The following is a 22,492-nucleotide window of genomic DNA, read 5'->3' on the forward strand; positions in this document are numbered from 1 at the left end:
ACTGTGATGACGCACCTCCTGACGCACACAGGGTACGGTGGCCCTTCGGCGTGATCCAATCGCCCGGGAGGACGTGATGGTGCAGGCCTACATCCTTATTCAGACCGAGGTCGGCAAGGCCGCCGCAGTGGCCGCGGAGATCTCCGGGATCCCCGGTGTGACGCAGGCGGAGGACGTGACGGGTCCCTACGACGTCATCGTCCGCGCGGAGGCCCGTAACGTGGACGAGCTGGGCAAGCTCGTCGTGGCCCAGATTCAGGCGGTGGAGGGGATCACGCGTACGCTGACGTGTCCGATCGTCCACATCTGAGCCGTCCAGTTCCGAAGGTAGTCGTCGCATGCGTGCCGCCGCCGTCCTGCTCGTTCTCCTAGCGCTCGCCGGTTGCGGCGGCACCGTCCAGGTGGAGCCGCCGGCGCCCGCGGGCCCGGCGGTCGCCGCCTGCGACAGGCTGGCCACGCTGCTGCCCGCCTCGCTCGACGGGGCCGAGCGTGGCACGTCCGAGCCGCGTTCGCCGTATGTCGCCGTCTGGGGGGACGGCACGATCGCGCTGCGCTGCGGCGTGCCCCGGCCGGCGCGGATGGCGCCGACGGACCAGCTCCAGGAGATCAACGGCGTCGGCTGGTTCGCCGACCCCGAGCGGCCCGCGTTGTACACCGCCGTGACGGACGCCGCGTACGTGGAGGTCACGATCGGCGGCGGCCACGTGCCGGGCGACGTGCTCGCCGAGCTGTCCGGCCCGGTGGGCCGGATGGCGGGGTAGCGCTCACCGCAGCCCGGCGGGCCGGTTGAGCGCGAGCTGGATGAGCCGGTCGACCAGCTCGGCGTACGACACCCCGGTGGCGGCCCAGAGCTGCGGCGCCACCGACAGCGAGGTGAAGCCCGGCATGGTGTTGATCTCGTTGAGCACCAGCCGCCCGTCGGGCGTATAGAAGAAGTCGACCCGTGAGAGCCCTTCGCAGTCGAGCGCCTCGAACGCCCGCACCGCGAGGGCGCGCAGCTCCTCGGCCGTCTCGTCGGGGATGTCGGCGGGCACGGTGAGCGACATCTGGTCGGGGTAGTACTTCGCCTCGAAGTCGAAGAACTCCTGCCCGCCCTCGACCTTGACCTCGCCGGGCACCGACGCGGCGGCCGGCTCGTCGCCTGGCGACTCCAGCACCGCGCACTCGATCTCGCGGCCCTCGATGGCGGCCTCGATGAGGACCTTGGGGTCGTGCTGCCTGGCGAACTCCACGGCCTGTTCGAGCTGGGCCCGGTCGCGTGCCTTGGAGATGCCCTGGGAGGAGCCGGCCCGCGCGGGCTTGACGAAGACCGGGTAGCCGAGCTGCTCCTCGGCCTCCTTCAGCACCAGCTCGCGGTTGAGCCGCCAGTCGCGGTCGCGTACGGTGACGAACTTGCCCGTGGGCAGCCCGGCGGCGGCGAGGACGGTCTTCATGTACGCCTTGTCCATGCCGACGGCGCTGGCCAGCACGCCGGAGCCGACATAGCGCACGCCCGCCATCTCCAGGAGGCCCTGGATGGTGCCGTCCTCGGCGAACGGGCCGTGCATCACCGGGAACACCACGTCCACCTTGCCCAGCTCGACGGGGATGGCGCCGGGGTCGTAGGCCACGAGGGAGCTGCCGCCGGAGGGCAGCGCGAGCGCCGCCCCTGAGGTGTCGACGACCGGCAGCTCGCCCTCCTCGATGGCGAACCGCTGGTCGGACGCGGCCAGCACCCACCTGCCGTCCTGGGCGATCCCGATCGGGACCACCTCGTACTTGCTCCTGTCGATCGCGTCGAGCACGCTGCCCGCGCCCATCAGGGACACGGCGTGCTCGGAATTGCGACCTCCGAAAACGACGGCGACGCGTGGCTTGCTCATGGTGTCCGAATCTACCGGGGTGTCCTCTGCACAGCGAGTCAACCCCGCTGTACGGCGCGCCCGGTCAACGGCCTCGTCCGCGCCGGTCACACGCCGTACCGCTCCGGTTTGGGCGAGCGCGACATGAGCAGCATGCCGGCCTCGGCCGGGGACATGCCGTCGTGCACCACCCCGACCACGACCTCGGTGATCGGCATCTCGACGTCGTGCTTGCGGGCGAGGGCCAGCACGGACTCGCAGGACTTGACGCCCTCGGCGGTCTGCCTGGTGGCGGCGACCACCTCGGCGAGGGTCATGCCGCGCCCGAGGTTCTCGCCGAAGGTGCGGTTGCGCGACAGCGGCGAGTTGCAGGTGGCGACGAGGTCGCCCATGCCGGCGAGCCCGGCGAAGGTGTGCGGGTCGGCGCCCAGGGCCACGCCGAGGCGCTGCATCTCGGCGAGCCCGCGGGTGATGAGCATGGCGCTGACGTTGTCGCCCATGCCCATGCCCGCGGAGACGCCGACGGCGAGCGCGATGACGTTCTTGACCGCGCCGCCCAGCTCGACGCCGACGACGTCGGGGTTGGTGTAGGGGCGGAACCACGGCGGCAGGTGGCAGATGGCCTGCAGCTTCTCGGCGACGGACTCGTCGGCGCAGGCCACGACGGTGGCGGCGGGCTGGCGCTGGGCGATCTCCTTGGCCAGGTTGGGGCCGGAGACGACGGCCACCCGCTCCTCCGGCACCTCGGCGACCTCGCGGATCACCTCGCTCATCCGCTTGGTGGTGCCGAGCTCGATGCCCTTCATGAGGCTGACCAGGACCGCCCCGCGCGGGATGTGCTCGCGCCAGGCGGCCAGGTTGGGCCGCAGGGTCTGCGACGGCACGCACAGCACCACGAAGTCGGCGCCGTCGAGGGCCCGCTCGGGGTCGGTCGTGGCGCGCAGCGAGGGCGGCAGGGGGATGCCGGGCAGGTAGTCGGCGTTCTCGTGGGTGCGCTCGATGGCCTCCATCTGCTCGGGCCTGCGCCCCCACAGCGTGACCTCGTTGCCCGCCTCCGCGAGGATCATCGCGAAGGTGGTGCCCCACGATCCTGGGCCGAACACGGCGGCTCTCGTCATGCGGTCACCGCCCCGCGGGGTCGTAGGGGGCCTCGGGGGCCTTCTCGCCGCGCAGCTCGGCGAGCTGCGCGGTGATCGCCGCCATGATGTCGGCCGTGGCCTCCCGCAGGACGTCGCCCTGCGGCGGCAGGCCGGCGTATCCGGACAGGTCGACCGGTGGTCCCACCGAGACGCGGAAGGTCTTGCGGGGGAAGAGCCGCGGCCTCTTCTCGCCGTACGGCAGCAGCTCGTGCGCGCCCCAGTGGGCGATCGGGATGACCTGGACGCCGCTCTCCAGCGCCAGCCGGGCCGCGCCGGTCTTGCCCACCATCGGCCAGAGGGCCGGGTCACGGGTGCAGGTGCCCTCGGGATAGAACAGGATCGCGCAGCCGTCCTGGAGCCGCTGGGAGGAGATCCGCAGCGACCGCGCGGCCTCGGTGCTGCCGCGTTCGACGGGGATGACCAGCAGCCCGGTCAGGGCCCGGCCGAGCAGGGGCACGCGGAACAGTGCGGACTTGGCGAGGATGACCGGCCAGCGCCCGTTGTTGAACAGGAAGTGCGACAGCAGGACGGGGTCCGTCCAGGAGAGGTGGTTGGCCGCGATGATGATGCCACCGGTGCGCGGGAGGCGCTCGCCGTGCCGCCAGTCCCGCTTGACCAGGAGCCGGGACAGCGGTTTCACGACGACGACGGCCAGGGTCTCCCAGAAACGCGACGGTCGCGTGCGGCGGCTCATGGACTCCTCCTCGGGTGTGCGCCCCAAGTCTCCCGGTTGCCCGCCGAGGATGTCGAGGCGCGATGCTTAAGGGTATGAGCTTCCGGTGGTCCCTGGTCATTCCGGTCAAGACGCTGGTCGCCGCGAAGACCCGGCTGGCCGACGCGACGGGACCGCATCGCACGAGGTTCGCCGTGGCGGTGGCGAGCGACACCGTGGCGGCGGCGCTGTCCTGCCCTGCGGTGGCGCGGGTGATCGTGGTGACCGCCGATCCCGCGGCGGCGGTCCCGCTCGCGGCGCTGGGGGCGGAGGTGGTGACCGATCCCGACCGCGGGCTGAACACCGCGCTCCGCACGGGCGCCGCGCACGCCGTGTCGGTGGCTCCCGGCGAGGCGGTGGGGGCGCTGCAGGCCGACCTGCCGGCGTTGCGGCCGGCCGAGCTGGCGACGGCGCTGGGCGCGGCGGCCGAGTTCGACCAGGCGTTCGTGCCGGACGCGCTCGACGTCGGCACCACGTTCTACGGCGTGCGGCCGGGGGTGCCGTTCACGCCGCGCTTCGGCGGGGAGTCCCGGGCCAGGCACCTGGCGGGCGGGGCGAAGGAGCTGTGCGTGCCGGGCATCGACTCGGTCCGCCGCGACGTGGACACCCCCGCCGACCTGGAGGCGGCGATCGCGCTGGGGCTGGGCCGGCACACGGCGGCGGTGGTCGCCGAGCTGTGGCCGCGCTCCGGGGCCTCCGGCTGACCGCTCGCCCGGCCCCGGCCGTACGGACTACGCTGGTGGGCGTGCAGGGCACGGTACGCAGCTTCGACGAGGCCACCAGGTCGGGCACGGTCTTCCTGGACGACGGGACCGTGCTGGAGTTCGACGCCGCCGCCTTCGACGCGGGCCCGCTGCGGCTGTTGCGCACCGGCCAGCGGGTCAACCTGGCGCTGGCCGGGGAGCGCGTCACCTACGTCACGCTGTCCACGTTCCCGCTGCCCTGAAGGCCCCGACAACGCGCGACGCCCGGGCGAGGAGCCCGGGCGTGACGGTCCGCTACGAATCGGCCGCGGCTACTTCTTCTTGCCGCTCTTCTTGCCGCCCTCGTTCACGAGGTCCTTGAACTCCGAACCGGGGCGGAACTTGGGAGCCCAGCTCTCCGCGACGTTGATCTCGGCACCCGTGGACGGGTTCCTGGCCGTGCGCGCCGGCTTGTTCACCATCTCGAACGCGCCGAAGCCCGTGATCGAGACCTTGTCGCCGCTCGCCACGGCCTTCTGGATGGTGTCGATGACCGCGTTCACGGCCTCGGTGGCCGTCCTCTTGTCGCCCACCCGGTCCGAAATGGCCTCGACGAGTTCTCGCTTGTTCATGAAAGTCCTGCTCCCCCAGTTATGGTCAGGGTTCCAGCACACGAGTTCGACGTAGAAACCCCTTACGCGAGTCGAAAGTAGGCGGGATCGCGGGGGAACTCAATCACCGACGGTGTTTTCGTCATCGCGTGGCGTGTCGAGCGCGGACAGGAACGCCTCCAGACGGGCCGCCGCGCGTTCGGGGTCGCGCTTGGCGAGGTCGCAGATGGCGAGGTAGCGGCGGGCCAGCCGCGCCTTGTCGACGGCGGGGTCGGCGGCGGGCAGCAGGCGGACGCGGCGGTGCGCCTCGCGCAACCGCCGCGCCAGTTCGTCGTCCTCTAGACGGTCGTCGGCAGCCATGGCTGCCGACCATTCTCGTACGCCGTGATGTCCTCGGCGTGACGCAGGGTCAGGCCGATGTCGTCCAGGCCCTCCATCAGCCGCCAGCGGGTGTAGTCGTCGATCTCGAACGCGACGGCCTCGCCGGCCCAGCGGACCTCGCGTCCTGCCAGGTCGACGGTGATCTCCAGCTTGGGGTCCGCCTCGACGGCGGCCTGCAGGGCCTCGACCTTGTCGCCGGGCAGGACGACCGGCAGCAGGCCCATCTTGGTGGAGTTGTTGCGGAAGATGTCGCCGAAGCGGGCGGCGATCACGACGCGGAACCCGTACTGCTGCAGGGCCCACACCGCGTGCTCGCGGGAGGAGCCGGTGCCGAAGTCGGGGCCGGAGACGAGGATCGAGCCGCCCTCGTAGGCGGGGTCGTTCAGGACGAACGCCGGGTCCTCGCGCCAGGCGGCGAACAGGCCCTTCTCGAAGCCGGTGCGGCTGACCTGCTTGAGCCAGACGGCCGGGATGATCTGGTCGGTGTCGACGTTGCTGCGGCGCAGCGGCACCGCCGTACCGGTGTGGGTGGTGAAGGCTTGCATCGGTCGTGACTCCTTACAGGTCGGCGGGGGCGGTCAGGCGGCCGGTGACCGCGGTCGCGGCGGCGACCTGCGGGGACACCAGGTGGGTGCGGCCGCCCTTGCCCTGGCGGCCCTCGAAGTTGCGGTTGGAGGTCGAGGCGCTGCGCTCGCCCGGCTGGAGCGTGTCGGGGTTCATGCCGAGGCACATCGAGCAGCCGGCCTCGCGCCACTCGGCGCCCGCGGCCTTGAACACCTCGTGCAGGCCCTCCTGCTCGGCCTGGAGCTTGACCAGCATCGAGCCGGGCACGATGAGCGTGCGGGTCTTGACCTGGCGGCCCTTGAGGATCTCGGCGGCCGAGCGCAGGTCCTCGATGCGGCCGTTGGTGCACGAGCCGACGAAGACGGTGTCGACCTCGATCTCGCGCAGCGGCGTGCCGGCGGCGAGGCCCATGTACTCCAGCGCCCGCTCGGCGGCGGCCCGCGCGACCGGGTCGGCGAAGGACTCGGGGCTGGGGACGGACTCGCCCAGCGGCAGGCCCTGGCCCGGGTTGGTGCCCCACGTGACGTAGGGGGTCAGCGTCGTCGCGTCGATCTCCACGACCCGGTCGAAGACGGCGTCGTCGTCGGTGCGCAGCGACTTCCAGTATTCGACGGCCTGGTCCCACGCCTCGCCCTCGGGCGCGTGCGGGCGGCCCTTGAGGTAGGCGAACGTGGTCTCGTCGGGGGCGATCATGCCCGCCCGCGCGCCGGCCTCGATCGACATGTTGCAGACGGTCATGCGGCCCTCCATGGAGAGCTTGCGCACGGCCTCGCCGCGGTACTCGATGATGTGGCCCTGGCCGCCGCCGGTGCCGATCTTGGCGATGATGGCCAGGATCAGGTCCTTGGCGGTGACGCCGGCGGGCAGCTCGCCGCTGACCTCGACGGCCATCGTCTTCGGCCGGTAGGCGGGCAGCGTCTGGGTGGCGAGCACGTGCTCGACCTCGGAGGTGCCGATGCCGAAGGCGATGCCGCCGAACGCGCCGTGCGTGGAGGTGTGCGAGTCGCCGCAGACGATCGTCATGCCCGGCTGGGTCAGGCCGAACTGCGGGCCGATGATGTGCACCACGCCCTGCCCGGCGTCGCCCATCGGGTGCAGCCGGACGCCGAACTCGGCGGCGTTCTTGCGCAGCGTCTCGACCTGCGTCTTGGACACGGGGTCGGAGATCGGGCCGAGCACGGTCGGCACGTTGTGGTCCTCGGTGGCGATGGTGAGGTCGGGGCGGCGCACCTTGCGACCGGCGAGGCGGAGGCCGTCGAACGCCTGCGGGCTGGTCACCTCGTGGATGAGGTGCAGGTCGATGTAGAGCAGGTCAGGTTCGCCCTCGGCACGCCTGACGACGTGTTGCTCCCAGACCTTCTCGGCCAGTGTGCGGCCCATGATCTCCTCCTGTGTCTTCGCGATGCGCCGTCGCATCGCCCGCTCAAGGCCCGCCCCCGTTCGCGGCTCCGGGTTCCGGTGCTTCTTTGCGGGAGTTTGCCTCCGACTTGCTTTCTCATATGTCGAGACTGCAGTATCGGTACATGGACAACTCTAGCGGAGTCGGAGTACTCGACAAGGCCGTTCTTGTACTCAATGCCCTGGAAGCGGGCCCCGCTTCCCTGGCGCAGCTCGTCCAGGCCACCGGCCTGGCCCGGCCCACGGCCCACCGCCTGGCCGTCGCGCTGGAGCACCACCGCATCGTCAGCCGGGACACACAGGGCCGTTTCGTGCTGGGCCCGCGGCTGTCCGAGTTGTCCACCGCCGCCGGCGAGGACCGGCTGCTCGCCGTGGCCTCCCCCGTGCTCATGCAGCTCAGGGACCTGACCGGGGAGAGTGCGCAACTTTACCGCCGCCAGGGAGATGAGCGGGTCTGCGTGGCCGCCGCCGAGCGGGCGAGCGGCCTGCGCGACACCGTGCCGGTGGGCTCGGCGCTGCCCATGACGGCCGGCTCCGCGGCCCAGATCCTGCTCGCCTGGGAGGAGCCCGACCGGCTGCACCGCGGCCTGCGCGGCGCCAAGTTCACCGCCGCGACCCTGGCGTCCGTACGGCGGCGCGGCTGGGCCCACAGCGTCGGCGAGCGCGAGCAGGGTGTGGCGAGCGTCTCGGCGCCCATAAGGGGCAGCGGCGGCAAGGTGATCGCGGCGGTGTCGGTCTCCGGCCCCATCGAACGGCTCACCCGGGCGCCCGGCCGGCTGCACGCGGTGCCCGTCATGGCCGCCGCCGAACGGATCACCGAGGCCATGCGACGCACGTCATGATCAGCAAAAGGATGTATTTCGGGAGCCGTCAACGCCAGGAGCGCACTAGCCTGAGTGGGTGACAGATCGCATCGAGGTAGCCGCCACTGAGCTGCGACCCCTGCTCGAAGAGTTCATCATGTGGGCGCGCGTCAACGCGCCCGACAGCGACCCCGAGCTCGTGGGGCCCGCCGCCCTGTGGCACCGTCTCGCCTTTTCGCCGGACCTCGGCACCTGGAAGCGCGCCGACCTGCGCAACCTGCTGCTCGACCGCATGCCGAAGGTCGTGGAGGATCCCGACGCCGCCGCCGACGGCATGCTCCCGGCCGTGGACGCCTACCTCACGTTCCTCTCGCAGACCGGCAGGCTGACCCAGCGCTCCGACTCCCTCGCCGATCTGCAGGCCGAGCTCGACGACGTCGAGGACGAGTTCGTCGACCTCATGGACGAGCTGGCCGAGGACGGCGACGACGACGCGGACGGCGACGAGGAGGAGACCGGCGACCTCGGCGACCTCGGCGACTTCGAGCCGTTCGCCGACGAGCTCGCCGACCTCGACACCATCCGGCTGCGGCCCGACTCCGAGCTGGCCGCGGCCGCCCGGCAGGCCCCGCTCATCGCCAAGGCCCGCGACCTGGCCCTCTGGGTCGGCTCGGGCCGCCGCGTGGGCGAGGACACCCTGCTCAGCGACGCCGAGGTGGAGGAGGCGCTGGCCGCCGTCGGGCTGCCCCGGCCCGAGGTCGAGGGCCCGATCGCCGAGGCCGTGCCCTACCTGTGGAACATCTGGAACCTCGCGGTGGACCTCGAGTTCCTGGAGCCGGGCGAGGGCAGCACGGTCGCGGTCCAGGACGACACCGCCGAGTGGCCGTTCGACGACGACGAGGACGTCCTCGACGCCTGGATGCTCGGGCTGCACTCGGTCGACTACGGCGACCCCGAGCTGCCCGACGACGACCTCACCATGGCGCTGGCGGGCCTGACCCGCGGCGTGCTCGTGCGGCTGCTGCTGGCCGGCGGCGCGCGCGACCTCGACGAGCTGGCGCGCGAGCTGGCCGAGGCCGCCGCCGAGCTGGACGAGGAGCTCGGCGCCGACGCCTGGGAGGCCGCGGGCGACCCGCTCGCCCCCGCCGTCGACTGGCTGGTCGGCTACGGCATGGTGGAGGTCGAGGGCCGCACGCTCAAGCTCACGCCGCTCGGCACCGAGGGCGTCGTCCACCTGGTGGACGACGCCGACATCGAGGTGGACGCCCGGCCCGCCATCGAGTCGATGAGCGCCCACGAGCTGCTGGCGCTCAGCGCCGAGCTGCCCGAGGACGAGGCCGACGCCGAGTTCGCGGCCTGGATGCGGCTGCGCGAGCCGGCCAGGGCCGCCGAGGAGCTGCTGGAGGCCGCGGCCGAGGACGAGAGCGACGCGCTCATCCGGGTGCAGGCGGCCAGCGTCGTCGGCACGCTGGGCGAGGCGGCGCTCCCCGCCTGGCAGGCGGCGCTCAAGCAGCCGTCGCTGCGGCCCTACGCGGCCACGCACCTCAGCCAGCTCGGCGTGGAGGGCGCTCCCGAGCCGACCCAGGACGACACCCACTGGCTCATTCTCGACATGTGGACGATCTCGGCCGGCCTCGGCCGGTCGGAGTTCGTGAGCAGCCTCCAGGACATCGGCCCCGAGATGGTCACCGAGCTGCTGGAGGTGATCTGGAAGATCCCGCACGCGCACGTGGAGGAGCTGCTGGACCTCATCTCCCAGGTGCACCCTGACAAGCAGATCGCCAAGGCGGCCCGTCGGGCGCTGTTCAAGGCCCGCTCGGTCTGACGCCCTCGGGAAGCCCCCCGCCGTTCGCGGCGGGGGGCTTCCCCGTTCGTACGACCCCCGAAAACGCGAAAACGCCCCGGGCCAGAGGCACCGGAGCGGTGGTGAAGCAGACGTAGTCCCGACCGGATTCGAACCGGCGCTACCGCCTTGAGAGGGCGGCGTCCTGGGCCACTAGACGACGGGACCTTCGCGAGCTTGTGACCAGTGGTAGTCCCGACCGGATTCGAACCGGCGCTACCGCCTTGAGAGGGCGGCGTCCTGGGCCACTAGACGACGGGACCCTGTCCACAAGCTTTCGTCGCCGGATCTCCCCGGCGACGCAGGTAACTGTACCGCACCCCGCAGACCACAACCAAACCGCTGAACAGCGCTCAGGACGCCGTTCGCGCGCTCAGGCGGTGAGCAGGCCGCGCCGGTAGCCCTCGCTCACGGCGGCGGCCCGGTCGCGGACGTCGAGCTTGGCGTAGACGTGCAGCAGGTGCGTCTTGACGCTGGCCTCGCTGATGAACAGCGCGGCCGCCGCCTCCTTGTTGGTCGCTCCCCCGGCCACCAGTCGCAGCACCTCCAGCTCGCGTCTGCTCAGTGCGCCTCTGGACGGCCGGCGTACCTGCTCGGCCAGCCGGCCGGCGACGGCGGGCGCGATCACGGTCTCGCCCCGGTGCACGGCCAGCACGGCGCGGACGAGCTCGCCGGCCGGGGCGTCCTTGAGCAGGTAGCCGTGCGCGCCCGCCTCCAGCGCGGGCAGCACGTCGGTGTCGAACGTGGTCAGCACCAGCACGCGGGGGCCGGTGCCGGCGATGCGCCTGATGGCGGCGACGCCGTCCAGGCCGGGCATGCGCAGGTCCATCAGGACGACGTCGGGACGCAGCTCGGCGGCCAGGCGCACGGCCTGCTCGCCGTCGGCCGCCTCGCCCGCGAGCTCCACGCCGGAGCCGGGGCCGAGGGCCGCGCGCAGGCCGTCGCGCACGATCGGATGGTCGTCGGCGACCAGCACCCGCACAGGTGACGTCATGGGTCCTCCCCTCCGCCGGCCATCGTCTCATCGGCGGGGCGGCGGGCGGTGGGCAGAGCCGGGACGGCGGCGGCGATCGTGGTGCCCTCCCCGGGCCGCGACTCGATCTCCAGGGTGCCGCCGGCGGCCCGGACCCGCTGCCGCATGCCGTCGAGCCCGAAGCCGTCAGTGGCCGTCTGCGGATCGAAACCGGCGCCGTCATCCCGGACGTCCAGGAGCACGAGATCGTCCGTGTACGACAGGGTCAGCGCCGTCCTGGTGGCTTCCGCGTGCTTGGCCACGTTCGCCAGCGCCTCCTGGGCGACGCGGAACAGCGTGGCCTCCACGTCGGCGGACAGCGCGACCGGCCATCCGGTGACCTCGCAGGCCACCGGCACCCCTGACATCCGCGACCAGGACGCCGCCATCCGCTCCAGAGCCTCCGGCAGGCTCGACCGCTCCAGCGGGCCGGGGCCGAGCGCGCTCACCGACCTGCGGGCCTCGGCCAGCCCGCGCCGGGCCAGGCCCGCGGCCTGGCCGAGGTGGCGGCGGGCCTGTTCGCCGGTGGCGCCGGCGGCGGCGTCGAGCTGGCGGATCAGCGCGACGAGGTCCTGGGCCAGGGTGTCGTGCAGCTCGCCGGCGACCCGGCGCCGCTCGTCGCGGACGCCCGCGTGCCTGGCCTGGTCGAGCAGCCTGGCGTGCAGGGAGGCGTTCTCGTCCATGGCGGCGCGCAGGCGCTCGACGAGGCGGCGGCGCTTGTCGTGCTCGGCGGCGACGTACCAGCCGGCGACGGCCAGGGGCAGGGCGACGCCGGCGACCACGGTGAGCAGCGCGGCGCGGTCGCCGGGGCCCGCCTGGGCGGCCACCACGACGACGGCGGTGACCGTCACCCCGGCCATCGCCAGCCGGGACGGGAGCAGCGCGAGGGCGAGCGGATAGCCGATCGCGGCGAACACCGCGAAGGCGGCGTGCGCGGCCGTCAGCGCCCCCGCGAGTGCCACGAGGACGAGGTAGTGGCCGACGACGAGCACGCGGCGGCGGTCGCGGCGCGGGTGCAGCCAGGCGAGCGGCGCGACCCACCCGGCGGCGGCCACGGCGAGCACGGGCCACACCGCGCCCCTGCCCGTGCCCATGAGGGCGGCGGCGGTCGCGGAGATCGCGAGCAGCGCGTACGCGAGCCCCAGGAAGACCCACCGTTCGCGCCCGTCAAGCCGGCTCATGCCCTCCAGCCTGGCACGGCATCCACCGATCGGTGGATACGCGGCCTCGCCCGATCGCGGAGCCGGCCGGGCGAGGCGGCGCCGGGGCCGCGCGGGCGACGATCGGTGCCATGAACGATCCCACACGAAGGAAGGCGTTCCGGATGGCAACGGCAGCGGGCGCGCTCGGCGTCCAGACGGCCGCCCTGGCGGGCGGGCCGCCGGGGAAGGCCAAGGAGGTGACCACGTTCGTCTTCGTGACCGGCTCGAACGGCGTCGCCTCCGCCGACCCCGAGCTGACCCTGCGCGGCCACCGCTCGGTGGGCGTGAGCCTGCCGGGACACGGCCCCGAGGAGCAGTTCCACGTGGCCTACCAGGCGCCGCAGGACCTCACGACGCTGGCGGCGCTGCCCTCGCCGGTGGCGCGGGTGACGCTGGACGACTACGTGGCGGCCACGGTGGACACCGTGCGCAGGGCCGCGCGGCACGGCAGGGTGGTGCTGGTGGGCGGCAGCCTCGGCGGCTCCACCGTCACGATGGCGGCCGACGCCGTGCCCGACCTCGTCGACCTGCTCGTCTACGACGCCGCCTTCTGCTGCACGGAGCTGAGCTCCCCCGCCGCGTACATGGAGACGCCGGAGAACGAAGGCAGCCTGGCCGGCAGCGTGCTCGGCGCGATCGTCGCCGACCCCCGCGAGCTGGGCGCGATCCGGGTGAACTGGCGGACGAACGACCCCGCGTTCCTGACGGCCGCCAAGGCGGCGTTCATGGCCGGCGGGACCGACGGCGAGCTGCTGGCCATGCTGAACACGCTGCTGCCCGACGAGAGCCTGCTGGTGTCCGGCGCCGACGCCCGCGGCCGCCCGCACGCCTGGGGACGGGTGCCGCGCGTCTACATCCGGCACTCCCGTGACCGGGTGATCCCGCCCGCGCTCCAGGACCGCATGATCAGGGAGGCGGACGCCGCCACGCCGGGCAACCGGTTCAAGGTCTTCACCGTGGACACCTCCCACGCCCCGACCCCGGCGGACTACCGCCAGATCACCGACATCCTGGACAAGCTGGCCCGCTGACCGGCGACTCGGCGGTGGCGAGGTGGCTCTGGAGCTCGCGGTGACGGAACTGGTGGAGCGCGAGCGCGGCATCGAGCCCTGAGAACGAACAAGGCGGGGGTCTCGATGAGACTCCCGCCACAGGTCACGCCTTGCTGGGGTACCAGGACTCGAACCTAGACTAACTGAACCAGAATCAGTCGTGCTGCCAATTACACCATACCCCACCGCTGCCGCGAGCTCCGTGGAGCGCGCTTGGCGACGTCCGAAAGAATAGCCCAGCTCCGGGGGTAAGACCAAAACGATTGCCGGACGGGGTTTCCGCCGGGCGCGGCGAGGGCGTGGCCGTGCCAAGCTGTTGGGGACAAAACACCACGTGAAGGAGCCCCGAGCTTTGGCAGAGAACCCCTTCTTCGCCCCCAGCGCCCTGCCGTACGAGCTGCCGCCCTTCGCCGAGATCCGCGAGGAGCACTACCTGCCCGCCTTCCGGCGCGGCATGGCGGAGCACCTGGCGGAGGTCGAGGCGATCGCCGGCAGCGCCGAGCCGCCGACGTTCGACAACACGATCGCCGCGCTCGAACGGTCGGGACGCGTCCTCGACCGCACGGCCACGGCCTTCTTCACGATCGCCTCCTCCAACTCCGGCGACGGCATCATGGAGATCGAGAAGGAGATCTCCCCCGAGCTGACCCGGCACAGCGACAGCATCCGGCTCGACCGGAAGCTGTGGGCGCGCATCAAGCAGGTCACCACCTCCGACCCGGAGGAGGCGTGGCTGCTGCAGAAGTACCGCGAGGACTTCATCAGGGCCGGCGCCGACCTGTCGGAGACCGAGCAGGCCCGGCTGCGCGAGCTCAACGAGGAGCTGTCGCGGCTGTCCACCGAGTTCGCGCAGGCGCTGCTCAAGGCGGCCACCGAGGCCGCGCTGGTGGTCGAGGACCCGGCCGACCTGGACGGCTTCGACCAGGCCAGGATCGACTCGCTGCGCCAGGACGACGGCACGTACGCGCTGCCGCTGCTCAACTTCACCGCCCAGCCCGCGCTCTCCCAGCTCACGAACCGCGACGTGCGCCGCCGCCTGTTCGAGCTGAGCGTCGGCCGCGCGCCGGGCAACTTCGCGATCGCGGCCAGGATGGCGGCGCTGCGCGCCGAGCGGGCGGCGCTGCTGGGCTTCGCCGACCACGCCTCCTACGTGGTGGCCGACCAGACGGCCAAGACCGTCGAGGCGGTCGAGGAGATGCTCGGCCAGCTCGTCGGCCCGGCCGTGCGCAATGCCGGGCGGGAGGCCGCCGAGCTGGCCGGGCAGGCCGGGTTCCCGATCGAGCCGTGGGACTGGCCCTACTACTCCGAGCAGGTGCGCAAGGCCCGCTACGACTTCGACGACAGCGCGATGCGGCCGTACTTCGAGCTGGAGCGGGTCTACCGCGACGGCGTCTTCTTCGCGGCCGGCAAGCTGTACGGCGTCACCTTCGCGGAACGGTCCGACCTGTCCGGCTACCACCCGGACGTGAAGGTGTTCGAGGTGTTCGAGGAGGACGGCTCGGCGCTCGGGCTGTTCCTGCTGGACCCGTACGCGCGGGCGAACAAGCGCGGCGGGGCGTGGATGAACAACCTGGTGGACCAGTCGCTGCTGTTCGGGCTGCGGCCGGTGGTGCTGAACAACCTCAACGTCACCAAGCCCGCCTCGGGGCCGACGCTGCTCACCTACGACGAGGTCACCACCGCCTTCCACGAGTTCGGGCACGCCCTGCACGGCCTGTTCTCGCAGGTGCGCTTCCCGCGCGTGTCCGGCACCTCCGTGCCGCGCGACTTCGTCGAGTACCCCTCGCAGGTCAACGAGATGTGGGTGACCTGGCCCGAGGTGCTGGCCAACTACGCCAGGCACCACGAGACGGGCGAGCCGATGCCGGCCGAGCTGGTGGACAAGCTGACCGCGGCCGAGACGTTCAACCAGGGCTTCAAGACCGTCGAGTATCTCGGCGCCACGCTGCTCGACTGGGCCTGGCACCGGCTCGCGCCCGGCCAGGAGGTGGCGGACGCCGAGGCGTTCGAGGCGGCGGCGCTGGAGCGGGCCGGGATCGCCGTGCCGCAGGTCCGGCCGCGCTACCGGACCAACTACTTCGCGCACATCTTCGCCAGCGGCTACAGCGCCGGCTACTACTCCTACATCTGGAGCGAGGTGCTGGACGCCGAGAGCGTCGAATGGTTCAAGGAGAAGGGCGGGCTGCGCAGGGAGAACGGCGAGCACTTCCGCCGCGAGCTGCTGTCGCGGGGCGGCAGCCTCGATCCGCTGACCGCCTTCCGCAACTTCCGCGGGCGCGAGCCGAGCATCGAGCCGCTGCTGAAGCGGCGCGGCCTGGACTGACGCCGGCCCGGCACGGGCGGCCCGCCACGCGAGCGGGCCGCCCGGCGGAGTCCGTCAGACGCCGACGGCGCCGAGGCGGGCGAGGGCGGCGCGCAGCCGGTCCTGGGTGCGCTCGCGGCCCAGCACCTCGATCGACTCGAACAGCGGCAGGCCCACCGTGCGGCCGGTGACGGCCACCCGCACCGGCGCCTGGGCCTTGCCGAGCTTGAGCCCGTGGGCCGCGCCGACGTCCTCCAGAGCCTCCTTCAGCGACTCGGGGTCCCAGCTGATCTGCTCCAGCCGCGCCAGGTAGCCGGAGATGATCTCCACCGGGGAGTTCTTCATCGCCTTGTCCCAGGACGCCTGGTCGAACACCGGCTCGTCGAGGAAGAGGAAGTCGACGTTCTGCCGGATCTCCGACAGCACCCCGATGCGGGTCTGGGCGAGCGGCGCGACCTTGCTGAACAGCTCGCGGTCCCAGCCGTCCTCCAGGTAGGGGGCGCAGCGCTCCTCGAACGTCTCCAGCGGCAGCGCCCGGATGTACTCGCCGTTGAAGGCCCGCAGCTTCTTCTCGTCGAAGAAGGCGCTGGAGGAGTTGACGTCCTCCAGCCGGAACAGCGGCACCATCTCCGACCACGGCATGATCTCGCGGTCCTCGCCGGGGCCCCAGCCGAGCAGCATGAGGTAGTTGACCATGGCCTCGGCGAGGTAGCCTTCGGCCCGGTAGTCCTCCAGCGCCACCTTGTCGCGGCGCTTGGACAGTTTCTTGCGCTGCTCGTTGACGATCACCGGCAGGTGCGCCCAGATCGGCGGGTTGGCGCCCAGGGCGGGCCAGAGCAGCATCTGCTTGGCGGCGTTGCCCAGGTGCTCCTCGCCGCGTACGACGTGGGTGATGTTCTGGGTGATGTCGTCGACCGCGTTGGCCAGCACGTAGAGCGGCGAGCCGTCGGTGCGGGCGATGACGAAGTCCTCCTGGGCCTCGTTGGGGAACTCGACCTCGCCGCGGATGAGGTCGGACACGATCGTCACGCCCTCGTCGGGCGTGCGGAAGCGGACCGCGCCCTCGGTCAGGCCGCGCTCGCGGCAGTGGCCGTCGTAGCCGCGGTGCTCGGAGCCGGTGCGGGCGACCAGCGCCTCGCGGGTGCAGTCGCAGTAGTAGGCGCGGCCGTCGGCCAGCAGCTTGGCCACGGCCTCGCGATGCTGCGGCTCGTACGCCGACTGGAAGTAGGGGCCCTCGAAGGCCGGGTTGGTGCCGTTGACGCCGATCCAGTCGAGCGCGGAGATGATGCCCTCGGTCCATTCCGGGCGGTTGCGCGAGGCGTCGGTGTCCTCGACGCGCAGCACGAAGCGGCCGCCGGACTGCTCGGCCAGCGCCCAGTTGAACAGCGCCGTGCGGGCGCCGCCGACGTGGAACATGCCGGTGGGGGACGGGGCGAACCTGACCCGTACGTCAGTCACGGGAGACCACCTTGTTCGTGAGTGTGCCGATGCCTTCGATGCCGACGCTGACCTCGTCGCCGACCTGGAGCGGGCCGACGCCGGCCGGCGTGCCGGTCAGGATGACGTCGCCGGGGATGAGCGTCATGACCGCGCTGACGTAGGCCACCAGCGCGGGGATGTCGTGGATGAGCTGGGTGGTGCGGCCGCTCTGGCGCACCTCGCCGTTGACCGTGGTCGTCAGGGCCAGGTCGCTCGCGTCGAGGTCGGTCTGGATCCACGGCCCGAGCGGGCAGAAGGTGTCGAAGCTCTTGGCCCGGGTGAACTGCACGTCCTTCTTCTGCAGGTCGCGCGCGGTCACGTCGTTGGCGCAGGTGTAGCCGAAGATGACGTCCTTGACCCGCTCGACCGGGACCTCGCGGCACAGCCGGCCGATGACCACGGCCAGCTCGCCCTCGTAGTCGACGCGGTCGGACAGGTGGACCGGGTAGGCGATCTGCTCGCCGTGGCCGATCACCGAGGTGGAGGGCTTCATGAAGATGAGCGGCTCCTCGGGCACCTCGTTGCCCATCTCCGCGGCGTGCTCGGCGTAGTTTCTGCCGATGGCGACGACCTTGCTCGGCAGCATCGGCGCCAGCAGCTTGACCTGACTGAGCGGGTGGCGCTCGCCGGTGAACTGCACCTGGTTGAACGGGTGGCCGGCGACGGTGGAGACGAACTCCTCGCCGGGGCCGCCTTCGACCACGCCGAACGACACGCCATCGCCTGTGGAGAACCTCGCTATACGCACCCGTCCAGGCTATCGCCGCCGCCACGGGAGTCCGTTCACCTGCCCCGCGCGGGTCCCGTACGACCGGTTAGCCTGGACCTCTGACCTGCGCCGGTGCGCTGACGAGAGGGGTTTCCCATGTCCGTCGTGAAGATCAACGTGCTGACCGTGCCCGCCGCGATGCGGGAGGAGCTCGAACGACGTTTCGCCGGCCGGGCCGGGATGGTGGAGTCCGCGGACGGGTTCGAATGGTTCGAGCTGCTGCGGCCGGTGGACGGGACCGAGCGCTACCTCGTCTACACGCGCTGGCGGAGCGAGGAGGACTTCCAGGCGTGGCAGCAGAGCCAGGAGTTCGCCCGCGGCCACGCGCGCGCCGCCGGCGAAGGCGCCCAGGGGCACGGTCACGGGCAGGGGCACGGGCAGGGTCACGGTCACGGGCAGGGGCCCGCCGCCAGCGGCTCCGAGCTGTGGACGTTCGAGGTGGTCGAGAGCGCCCCGCCCAAGGCGTAGGGGGCGGTTAACGAATCGGGCACTCGGCTTGACCGGATGATCGCGCACGCGAAAGCATGTCCCGCCTCCACCTTGTGTGTCCGAGTTCATGCTGAAAGGAACTGGCGTGCGCCGCCTCGCGATCCCTCTTGCCCTCACGCTCGCGCTCGGCGGCCTGGCGGGGACACCCGCGCACGCGGACCGACAGACGGGCGGACAGATGGGCGGGCAGGCGGGCGGCCAGGCGGACAAGGTGGCGCGGACCGCGGCGTGCCAGGGCGACTGGCTGCCCGGCACGCCGACCGCCGCGGACGTCATGGGCGGCGAGATCTCGCTGGTGGGGCTGCCGGCGTACAAGCTGGGTGAGAAGGTCGACTGGGGCGCGAGCCCGTACAAGAACCGCTCGTGGGAGTTCGTCTTCCAGTCGCTGCGCTGGCTGGGCACGCTCGTCGTCGAGTACGAGAACACCGGCGAGCGGCGCTACCTCGACCGCGCCACGGAGCTCGCCAAGGACTGGGTGGCGCACAACAAGTACGGCGCCCGCGGCACGAAGCCCTACGTCTGGAAGGACCACCCGGTCTCGCTGCGCACCCAGCCGCTGCTGTGCCTGAGCGAGCACGTGAAGGACGCCTGGCTGAAGGACAGCCTCGCGGTGCACGCCAAGCTCCTCGCGAACCCGGCCCTGTACAAGAAGGGCCACAACCACGGCATCGACCAGGACATCGCGCTCATGGGCATCGGCTGCCGCTACGGCCGCAAGGACTGGGCCGACCTGGCCTCCAGGCGCCTGACGGGCACCGTCAAGCTGGACGTGGACTCCCAGGGCGCGCTGATGGAGCAGGCCCCCCGCTACGCGGTCTACGTCTACGGCCGCCTTCAGGTCGCGATGACGAACATGAAGTCCTGCGGACGCAAGGTCCCCGGCCAAATCTCCTCCCGCGCCGAGGCGCTGAAGGACTTCATCGCGCACGCCACCATGCCGAACGGCTTCATGGTGCCGCTCGGCGACGGCAGCGCCGAGACCGAGCCGAAGATGGAGACCGGCACGCCGAAGCAGAAGGTCAAGGTCTACCGGGCGGGCTACGTGTTCGGCAGGACGGCCTTCGACAAGCAGGACTCGGCGTACTACTCGATCAGGTTCGGCCCGGGGATGAAGTTCCACGGCCATGAGGACCACCTGGGCGTCACCTACTACGCGCAGGGCCGCGACGTGCTCGTGGACGCCGGCTTCCACTCCTACGAGAAGAGCGCCTACCGCTACTGGACGCTCTCCCCCGAGGCGCACAACGTGCCGACGGTGGCCGGGGCGAAGTTCCGGCCGCGCACCTCCTCGCGGCTGACGAAGTCCTCGCTCGGCGACGACCGGCAGGCGTTCCGGGTGACGGACGACGCCTACGGCGTGAGCCGTACGCGGTCGGTGCTGGTCAACCACGGCGAGGACCTGATGGCGGTGCTCGACACCGCCTCGGGCGGCAAGCGGGTGCGCAACCTGTGGCGGTTCGCCCCGTCGCTCAAGGTCGTCTCGAACGGCGGCGGCAAGGTCGTGCTCGGCGACGGCAAGTTCAAGGTCACGCTGCTGCAGCTCTCGCCGTCGTGCGCGAAGGTGGGCGGGCAGCGGGTGGAGCGCGGCGGCAAGCTCGGCTGGGTGTCGCCGACGTACCTGTCGAGGCAGGCGGCCACGGTGGTGGTCTCGCCTGCGGCGAAGTCCCTGCTGACGGTGGTCGTGCCGGGGACGGACGCGCCGAAGGTGTCGTGCTCCGGCGGCAAGGTGACGGTCGAAGGGGTCTCCTTCTCCGCCCGCCTGCTCTGACCCTCTGCGGGGCCGCCTCCCTGCCTCAGCAGTCGCGGCCGGCGCGCAGCAGGCCGTAGGTGACCGCCTGCTCCAGGGCCTGCCAGGAGGCGTCGATGATGTTCTCGGCGACGCCGACCGTGGCCCACTCGCCCGTGTCGTCGCTCGTGGTGATGAGCACGCGGGTGACCGCGTCGGTGCCGTGGGTGTCCTCCAGGATGCGGACCTTGAAGTCGACCAGCTCGACCTTGGCCAGCTCGGGGTAGAGCTGCTCCAGGGCCAGCCGGACGGCCCTGTCGAGGGCGTTGACGGGGCCGTTGCCCTCGCCGGTGGCCACGATGCGCTCGCCCTTGGCGTGCACCTTGACGGTGGCCTCGCTGACCAGCTCGCCGCCCTTGGTGCGCTCGACGATGACCCGCCAGGACTCCACCTCGAAGTGGCGCTTGCGCTCGCCCTGGACGGTGTCGCGCAGCAGCAGCTCGAAGGAGGCGTCGGCGGCCTCGAAGGTGAAGCCCCGCGACTCCAGCTCCTTCACCCGCTCGACCAGCGCCTTGGTGTGCTCGCCCGTCAGCTCGTAGCCCAGCTCGCGGCCCTTGAGCTCGACGGAGGCGCGGCCGGCCATGTCGGAGACCAGCATGCGCATGTCGTTGCCGACGGCGGCCGGGTCGATGTGCTGGTAGAGGTTGGGGTCCACCTTGATGGCGCTGGCGTGCAGCCCGGCCTTGTGCGCGAAGGCGGACATGCCGACGTAGGGGGCGTGCGAGTTGGGGGTGACGTTGGTCACCTCGGTGATGGCGTGCGCGATGCGCGTCATGTCGGCGAGCGCGTCCGGCGGCACCAGGTCGAAGCCGCGCTTGAGCTGCAGGTTGGCGACGACGGTGAAGAGGTTGGCGTTGCCCGAGCGCTCGCCGTAGCCGTTGGCGCAGCCCTGCACGTGGGTGGCGCCGGCGCGGACCGCGGCGAGGGTGTTGGCGACCGCGCAGCCGGTGTCGTCGTGGCAGTGGATGCCGACCCTGGCCCCGGCCTGGACCGCCTCGTGGACGATATCGGCCAGCTCGTCGGGGAGCATGCCGCCGTTGGTGTCGCACAGGGCGACGACGTCGGCGCCGGCCTCGGCGGCGGTGCGCAGCACCTCCAGGGCGTACGCCGGGTTGGACCTGTAGCCGTCGAAGAAGTGCTCGGCGTCGAGGAAGACCCGCTGGCCCTCCGCACGCAGGTGGGAGACCGTGTCGCGGATCATCGCGAGGTTCTCCTCCAGCGTGGTGCGGAGGGCCAGTTCGACATGCCGGTCGTGGCTCTTGGCGACAAGGGTCACGACGGGCGCGCCGGATTCGCGCAGTGCGGCCACCAGTGGGTCGTCGGCGGCCTTCACCCCGGCCCGGCGGGTCGCGCCGAACGCGGTGAGCTGCGCGTGCTTCAGGTCGAGCTCGGTCTGAGCGCGCCTGAAGAACTCGGTGTCCTTGGGATTGGCTCCGGGCCAGCCGCCCTCGATGAAGCCGACGCCCAGTCCGTCCAGGTGACGCGCGACGGCGAGCTTGTCGGCGACGGTCAGGTTGAGCCCTTCCTGCTGCGCGCCGTCACGCAGGGTCGTGTCGTATACGTGGAACCGGTCATCGGCCATGAGCCTCTTCCTTCTGGAGATCCCTGGAGAAAACAAAAAGACCCCTCACGGACGTGAGAGGTCTGCGCGCTGGCGGTGTCCCTGTGTCAGCCAGCGCGCCTGCCGATAATGAGCAGACCGTAGAACATGGTGCTCATCAGTCTGCCATACGTTTCCACCATTCGGCACAAGGATCTCACCGCTCGGGACGCCTACACGGTGACGCCGCCGCCGCCCGTGATGGCGCGCTCCAGCGCCTCGGGGTCGAACGCCTCGTTGCCCAGCAGCTTGCCGTCGAGCAGCAGCGTCGGGGTGCCCTCCAGCCGGACCTTCGCGGTCTCGGCGAGGTGGGAGTCGGCGTACGACTGGCCGCGTACGCAGGCGTCCACCTGCGCGCCCGCCTTCCTCGCGGCCTGGACCAGCTCCTCGACGGTGAAGCCCGAGGCGACGCCGTGCGGGGCGGGCTGGATGGCGTACAGCTCGTCGCGGAAGGCCAGCCAGCTCGCCTCGGGGACGCAGCGCGCGGCGGCGGCGGCGCGGACGGAGTTGGAGCGCATCGGCTCGTCGCGGAAGATGGTCACGGCGTGGAAGACGACCTTGACCTTGCCCGCGCGGGCCAGCCTTTGGATCGTCGGGTCCACCTTGGCGTGCATCTCCTTGCAGACCGGGCAGTCAAAATCTTCGTAAACATCCAGTACGGGGGCGTCACCGCCGCGCTCCGCCAGCACCATGGACCCGTCGAGCTGCCGGGTCAGCCGCACCTCCGCCGAGCTCTCGCCCGGCTCGGAGAACGCCAGCACACCGAGCATGACGATCGTCGCGCACGCGACCGCGACCGCCACCAACCGCTTCATCATTCGCCCAC

At 71.7% G+C, this 22,492-nt stretch carries 23 protein-coding genes and 3 tRNA genes; 10 read left to right on the plus strand and 16 right to left on the minus strand.

Annotation, left to right across the window (positions count from 1 at the left end):
* The first annotated feature begins 76 nt into the window (after window positions 1–76).
* A complete protein-coding gene (locus Nocox_RS35055) occupies window positions 77–310 on the plus strand; it encodes an Lrp/AsnC family transcriptional regulator (protein WP_020543967.1) in 234 nt (77 codons plus the stop codon).
* Window positions 311–338: 28 nt separating this feature from the next.
* Window positions 339–761 carry a DUF3515 family protein gene (locus Nocox_RS35060; RefSeq protein WP_020543968.1) on the plus strand — a complete coding sequence of 141 codons (423 nt, stop codon included), beginning with the start codon at window positions 339–341 and terminating at the stop codon, window positions 759–761.
* A 3-nt stretch (window positions 762–764) separates the two neighbouring features.
* Here the strand turns inward: Nocox_RS35060 and Nocox_RS35065 are convergent, their stop codons facing one another.
* From Nocox_RS35065 to Nocox_RS35075, 3 genes are all read right to left on the minus strand, one after another.
* Entirely contained in the window at window positions 765–1,862 is a 1,098-nt protein-coding gene (locus Nocox_RS35065) for a D-alanine--D-alanine ligase family protein (protein WP_020543969.1), read from the minus strand.
* Window positions 1,863–1,948: 86 nt separating this feature from the next.
* Entirely contained in the window at window positions 1,949–2,959 is a 1,011-nt protein-coding gene (locus Nocox_RS35070; protein ID WP_026214487.1) for an NAD(P)H-dependent glycerol-3-phosphate dehydrogenase, read from the minus strand.
* Window positions 2,960–2,963: 4 nt separating this feature from the next.
* Window positions 2,964–3,674: a lysophospholipid acyltransferase family protein gene (locus tag Nocox_RS35075; protein ID WP_020543971.1), complete on the minus strand. Its 711-nt coding sequence runs from the start codon at window positions 3,672–3,674 to the stop codon at window positions 2,964–2,966.
* A gap of 74 nt (window positions 3,675–3,748) precedes the next feature.
* Between Nocox_RS35075 and cofC the strand changes: the two genes are divergently transcribed.
* Window positions 3,749–4,396 carry a 2-phospho-L-lactate guanylyltransferase gene (gene cofC / locus Nocox_RS35080; RefSeq protein WP_020543972.1) on the plus strand — a complete coding sequence of 216 codons (648 nt, stop codon included), beginning with the start codon at window positions 3,749–3,751 and terminating at the stop codon, window positions 4,394–4,396.
* Window positions 4,397–4,437: 41 nt separating this feature from the next.
* Complete coding sequence (locus Nocox_RS35085; protein ID WP_026214489.1) at window positions 4,438–4,638, plus strand: hypothetical protein; 201 nt, start codon at window positions 4,438–4,440, stop codon at window positions 4,636–4,638.
* Between the two features lie 69 nt (window positions 4,639–4,707).
* Here Nocox_RS35085 and Nocox_RS35090 read toward each other — a convergent pair whose 3' ends face one another.
* The 4 genes from Nocox_RS35090 to leuC all read right to left on the minus strand — a co-directional run bounded on the left by Nocox_RS35090 (window position 4,708) and on the right by leuC (window position 7,311).
* Entirely contained in the window at window positions 4,708–5,007 is a 300-nt protein-coding gene (locus Nocox_RS35090; RefSeq protein WP_020543974.1) for an HU family DNA-binding protein, read from the minus strand.
* A 99-nt stretch (window positions 5,008–5,106) separates the two neighbouring features.
* A complete protein-coding gene (locus Nocox_RS35095; RefSeq protein ID WP_051112592.1) occupies window positions 5,107–5,346 on the minus strand; it encodes an SCO5555 family protein in 240 nt (79 codons plus the stop codon).
* Complete coding sequence (gene leuD, locus Nocox_RS35100) at window positions 5,325–5,912, minus strand: 3-isopropylmalate dehydratase small subunit (protein WP_020543976.1); 588 nt, start codon at window positions 5,910–5,912, stop codon at window positions 5,325–5,327. The genes Nocox_RS35095 and leuD overlap by 22 nt, the downstream gene beginning before the upstream one ends.
* 13 nt (window positions 5,913–5,925) lie before the next feature.
* The gene (leuC, locus tag Nocox_RS35105; protein ID WP_026214490.1) at window positions 5,926–7,311 is read right to left on the minus strand and encodes a 3-isopropylmalate dehydratase large subunit; all 1,386 of its coding nucleotides are present in this window, start codon (window positions 7,309–7,311) and stop codon (window positions 5,926–5,928) included.
* A gap of 143 nt (window positions 7,312–7,454) precedes the next feature.
* Between leuC and Nocox_RS35110 the strand changes: the two genes are divergently transcribed.
* Window positions 7,455–8,171 carry an IclR family transcriptional regulator gene (locus tag Nocox_RS35110; RefSeq protein ID WP_020543978.1) on the plus strand — a complete coding sequence of 239 codons (717 nt, stop codon included), beginning with the start codon at window positions 7,455–7,457 and terminating at the stop codon, window positions 8,169–8,171.
* Between the two features lie 58 nt (window positions 8,172–8,229).
* A complete protein-coding gene (locus Nocox_RS35115; protein WP_020543979.1) occupies window positions 8,230–9,957 on the plus strand; it encodes a hypothetical protein in 1,728 nt (575 codons plus the stop codon).
* 113 nt (window positions 9,958–10,070) lie between these two features.
* Here the strand turns inward: Nocox_RS35115 and Nocox_RS35120 are convergent.
* The 4 genes from Nocox_RS35120 to Nocox_RS35135 all read right to left on the minus strand — a co-directional run bounded on the left by Nocox_RS35120 (window position 10,071) and on the right by Nocox_RS35135 (window position 12,168).
* Window positions 10,071–10,143: transfer RNA gene (locus Nocox_RS35120), tRNA-Glu, on the minus strand.
* A gap of 19 nt (window positions 10,144–10,162) precedes the next feature.
* Window positions 10,163–10,238 (minus strand) — tRNA-Glu (locus Nocox_RS35125).
* Window positions 10,239–10,348: 110 nt separating this feature from the next.
* Window positions 10,349–10,969, minus strand: coding sequence for a response regulator (locus Nocox_RS35130; protein ID WP_026214491.1), 621 nt, complete (start codon window positions 10,967–10,969; stop codon window positions 10,349–10,351).
* Entirely contained in the window at window positions 10,966–12,168 is a 1,203-nt protein-coding gene (locus Nocox_RS35135) for a sensor histidine kinase (RefSeq protein ID WP_020543981.1), read from the minus strand. The genes Nocox_RS35130 and Nocox_RS35135 overlap by 4 nt, the downstream gene beginning before the upstream one ends.
* 143 nt (window positions 12,169–12,311) lie before the next feature.
* On the opposite strand from Nocox_RS35135, the gene Nocox_RS35140 reads away from it, so the two are divergent.
* The gene (locus tag Nocox_RS35140; protein ID WP_020543982.1) at window positions 12,312–13,220 is read left to right on the plus strand and encodes an alpha/beta fold hydrolase; all 909 of its coding nucleotides are present in this window, start codon (window positions 12,312–12,314) and stop codon (window positions 13,218–13,220) included.
* Window positions 13,221–13,354: 134 nt separating this feature from the next.
* Here Nocox_RS35140 and Nocox_RS35145 read toward each other — a convergent pair.
* Window positions 13,355–13,426 (minus strand) — tRNA-Gln (locus Nocox_RS35145).
* 167 nt (window positions 13,427–13,593) lie between these two features.
* Between Nocox_RS35145 and Nocox_RS35150 the strand changes: the two genes are divergently transcribed.
* Window positions 13,594–15,564 carry a M3 family metallopeptidase gene (locus Nocox_RS35150; protein WP_020543983.1) on the plus strand — a complete coding sequence of 657 codons (1,971 nt, stop codon included), beginning with the start codon at window positions 13,594–13,596 and terminating at the stop codon, window positions 15,562–15,564.
* A gap of 54 nt (window positions 15,565–15,618) precedes the next feature.
* Here the strand turns inward: Nocox_RS35150 and gltX are convergent, their stop codons facing one another.
* Both gltX and Nocox_RS35160 read right to left on the minus strand, forming a co-directional pair.
* Entirely contained in the window at window positions 15,619–16,959 is a 1,341-nt protein-coding gene (gene gltX, locus Nocox_RS35155; protein ID WP_051112600.1) for a glutamate--tRNA ligase, read from the minus strand.
* A gap of 34 nt (window positions 16,960–16,993) precedes the next feature.
* Complete coding sequence (locus Nocox_RS35160) at window positions 16,994–17,770, minus strand: fumarylacetoacetate hydrolase family protein (protein WP_026214493.1); 777 nt, start codon at window positions 17,768–17,770, stop codon at window positions 16,994–16,996.
* A 117-nt stretch (window positions 17,771–17,887) separates the two neighbouring features.
* On the opposite strand from Nocox_RS35160, the gene Nocox_RS35165 reads away from it, so the two are divergent.
* Together Nocox_RS35165 and Nocox_RS35170 are read left to right on the plus strand one after the other, a co-directional pair.
* Window positions 17,888–18,259 carry an antibiotic biosynthesis monooxygenase family protein gene (locus tag Nocox_RS35165; RefSeq protein WP_020543986.1) on the plus strand — a complete coding sequence of 124 codons (372 nt, stop codon included), beginning with the start codon at window positions 17,888–17,890 and terminating at the stop codon, window positions 18,257–18,259.
* Between the two features lie 106 nt (window positions 18,260–18,365).
* A complete protein-coding gene (locus Nocox_RS35170) occupies window positions 18,366–20,048 on the plus strand; it encodes a heparinase II/III domain-containing protein (RefSeq protein ID WP_246649655.1) in 1,683 nt (560 codons plus the stop codon).
* A gap of 25 nt (window positions 20,049–20,073) precedes the next feature.
* Here Nocox_RS35170 and cimA read toward each other — a convergent pair whose 3' ends face one another.
* A complete protein-coding gene (gene cimA / locus Nocox_RS35175) occupies window positions 20,074–21,648 on the minus strand; it encodes a citramalate synthase (protein WP_020543988.1) in 1,575 nt (524 codons plus the stop codon).
* 191 nt (window positions 21,649–21,839) lie between these two features.
* Window positions 21,840–22,484, minus strand: a complete 645-nt coding sequence (locus tag Nocox_RS35180; protein ID WP_084685712.1) for a DsbA family protein — start codon at window positions 22,482–22,484, stop codon at window positions 21,840–21,842.
* Between the last annotated feature and the right edge of the window lie 8 nt (window positions 22,485–22,492).

It is taken from the genome of Nonomuraea coxensis DSM 45129, from assembly GCF_019397265.1.
GTDB lineage: Bacteria > Actinomycetota > Actinomycetes > Streptosporangiales > Streptosporangiaceae > Nonomuraea > Nonomuraea coxensis.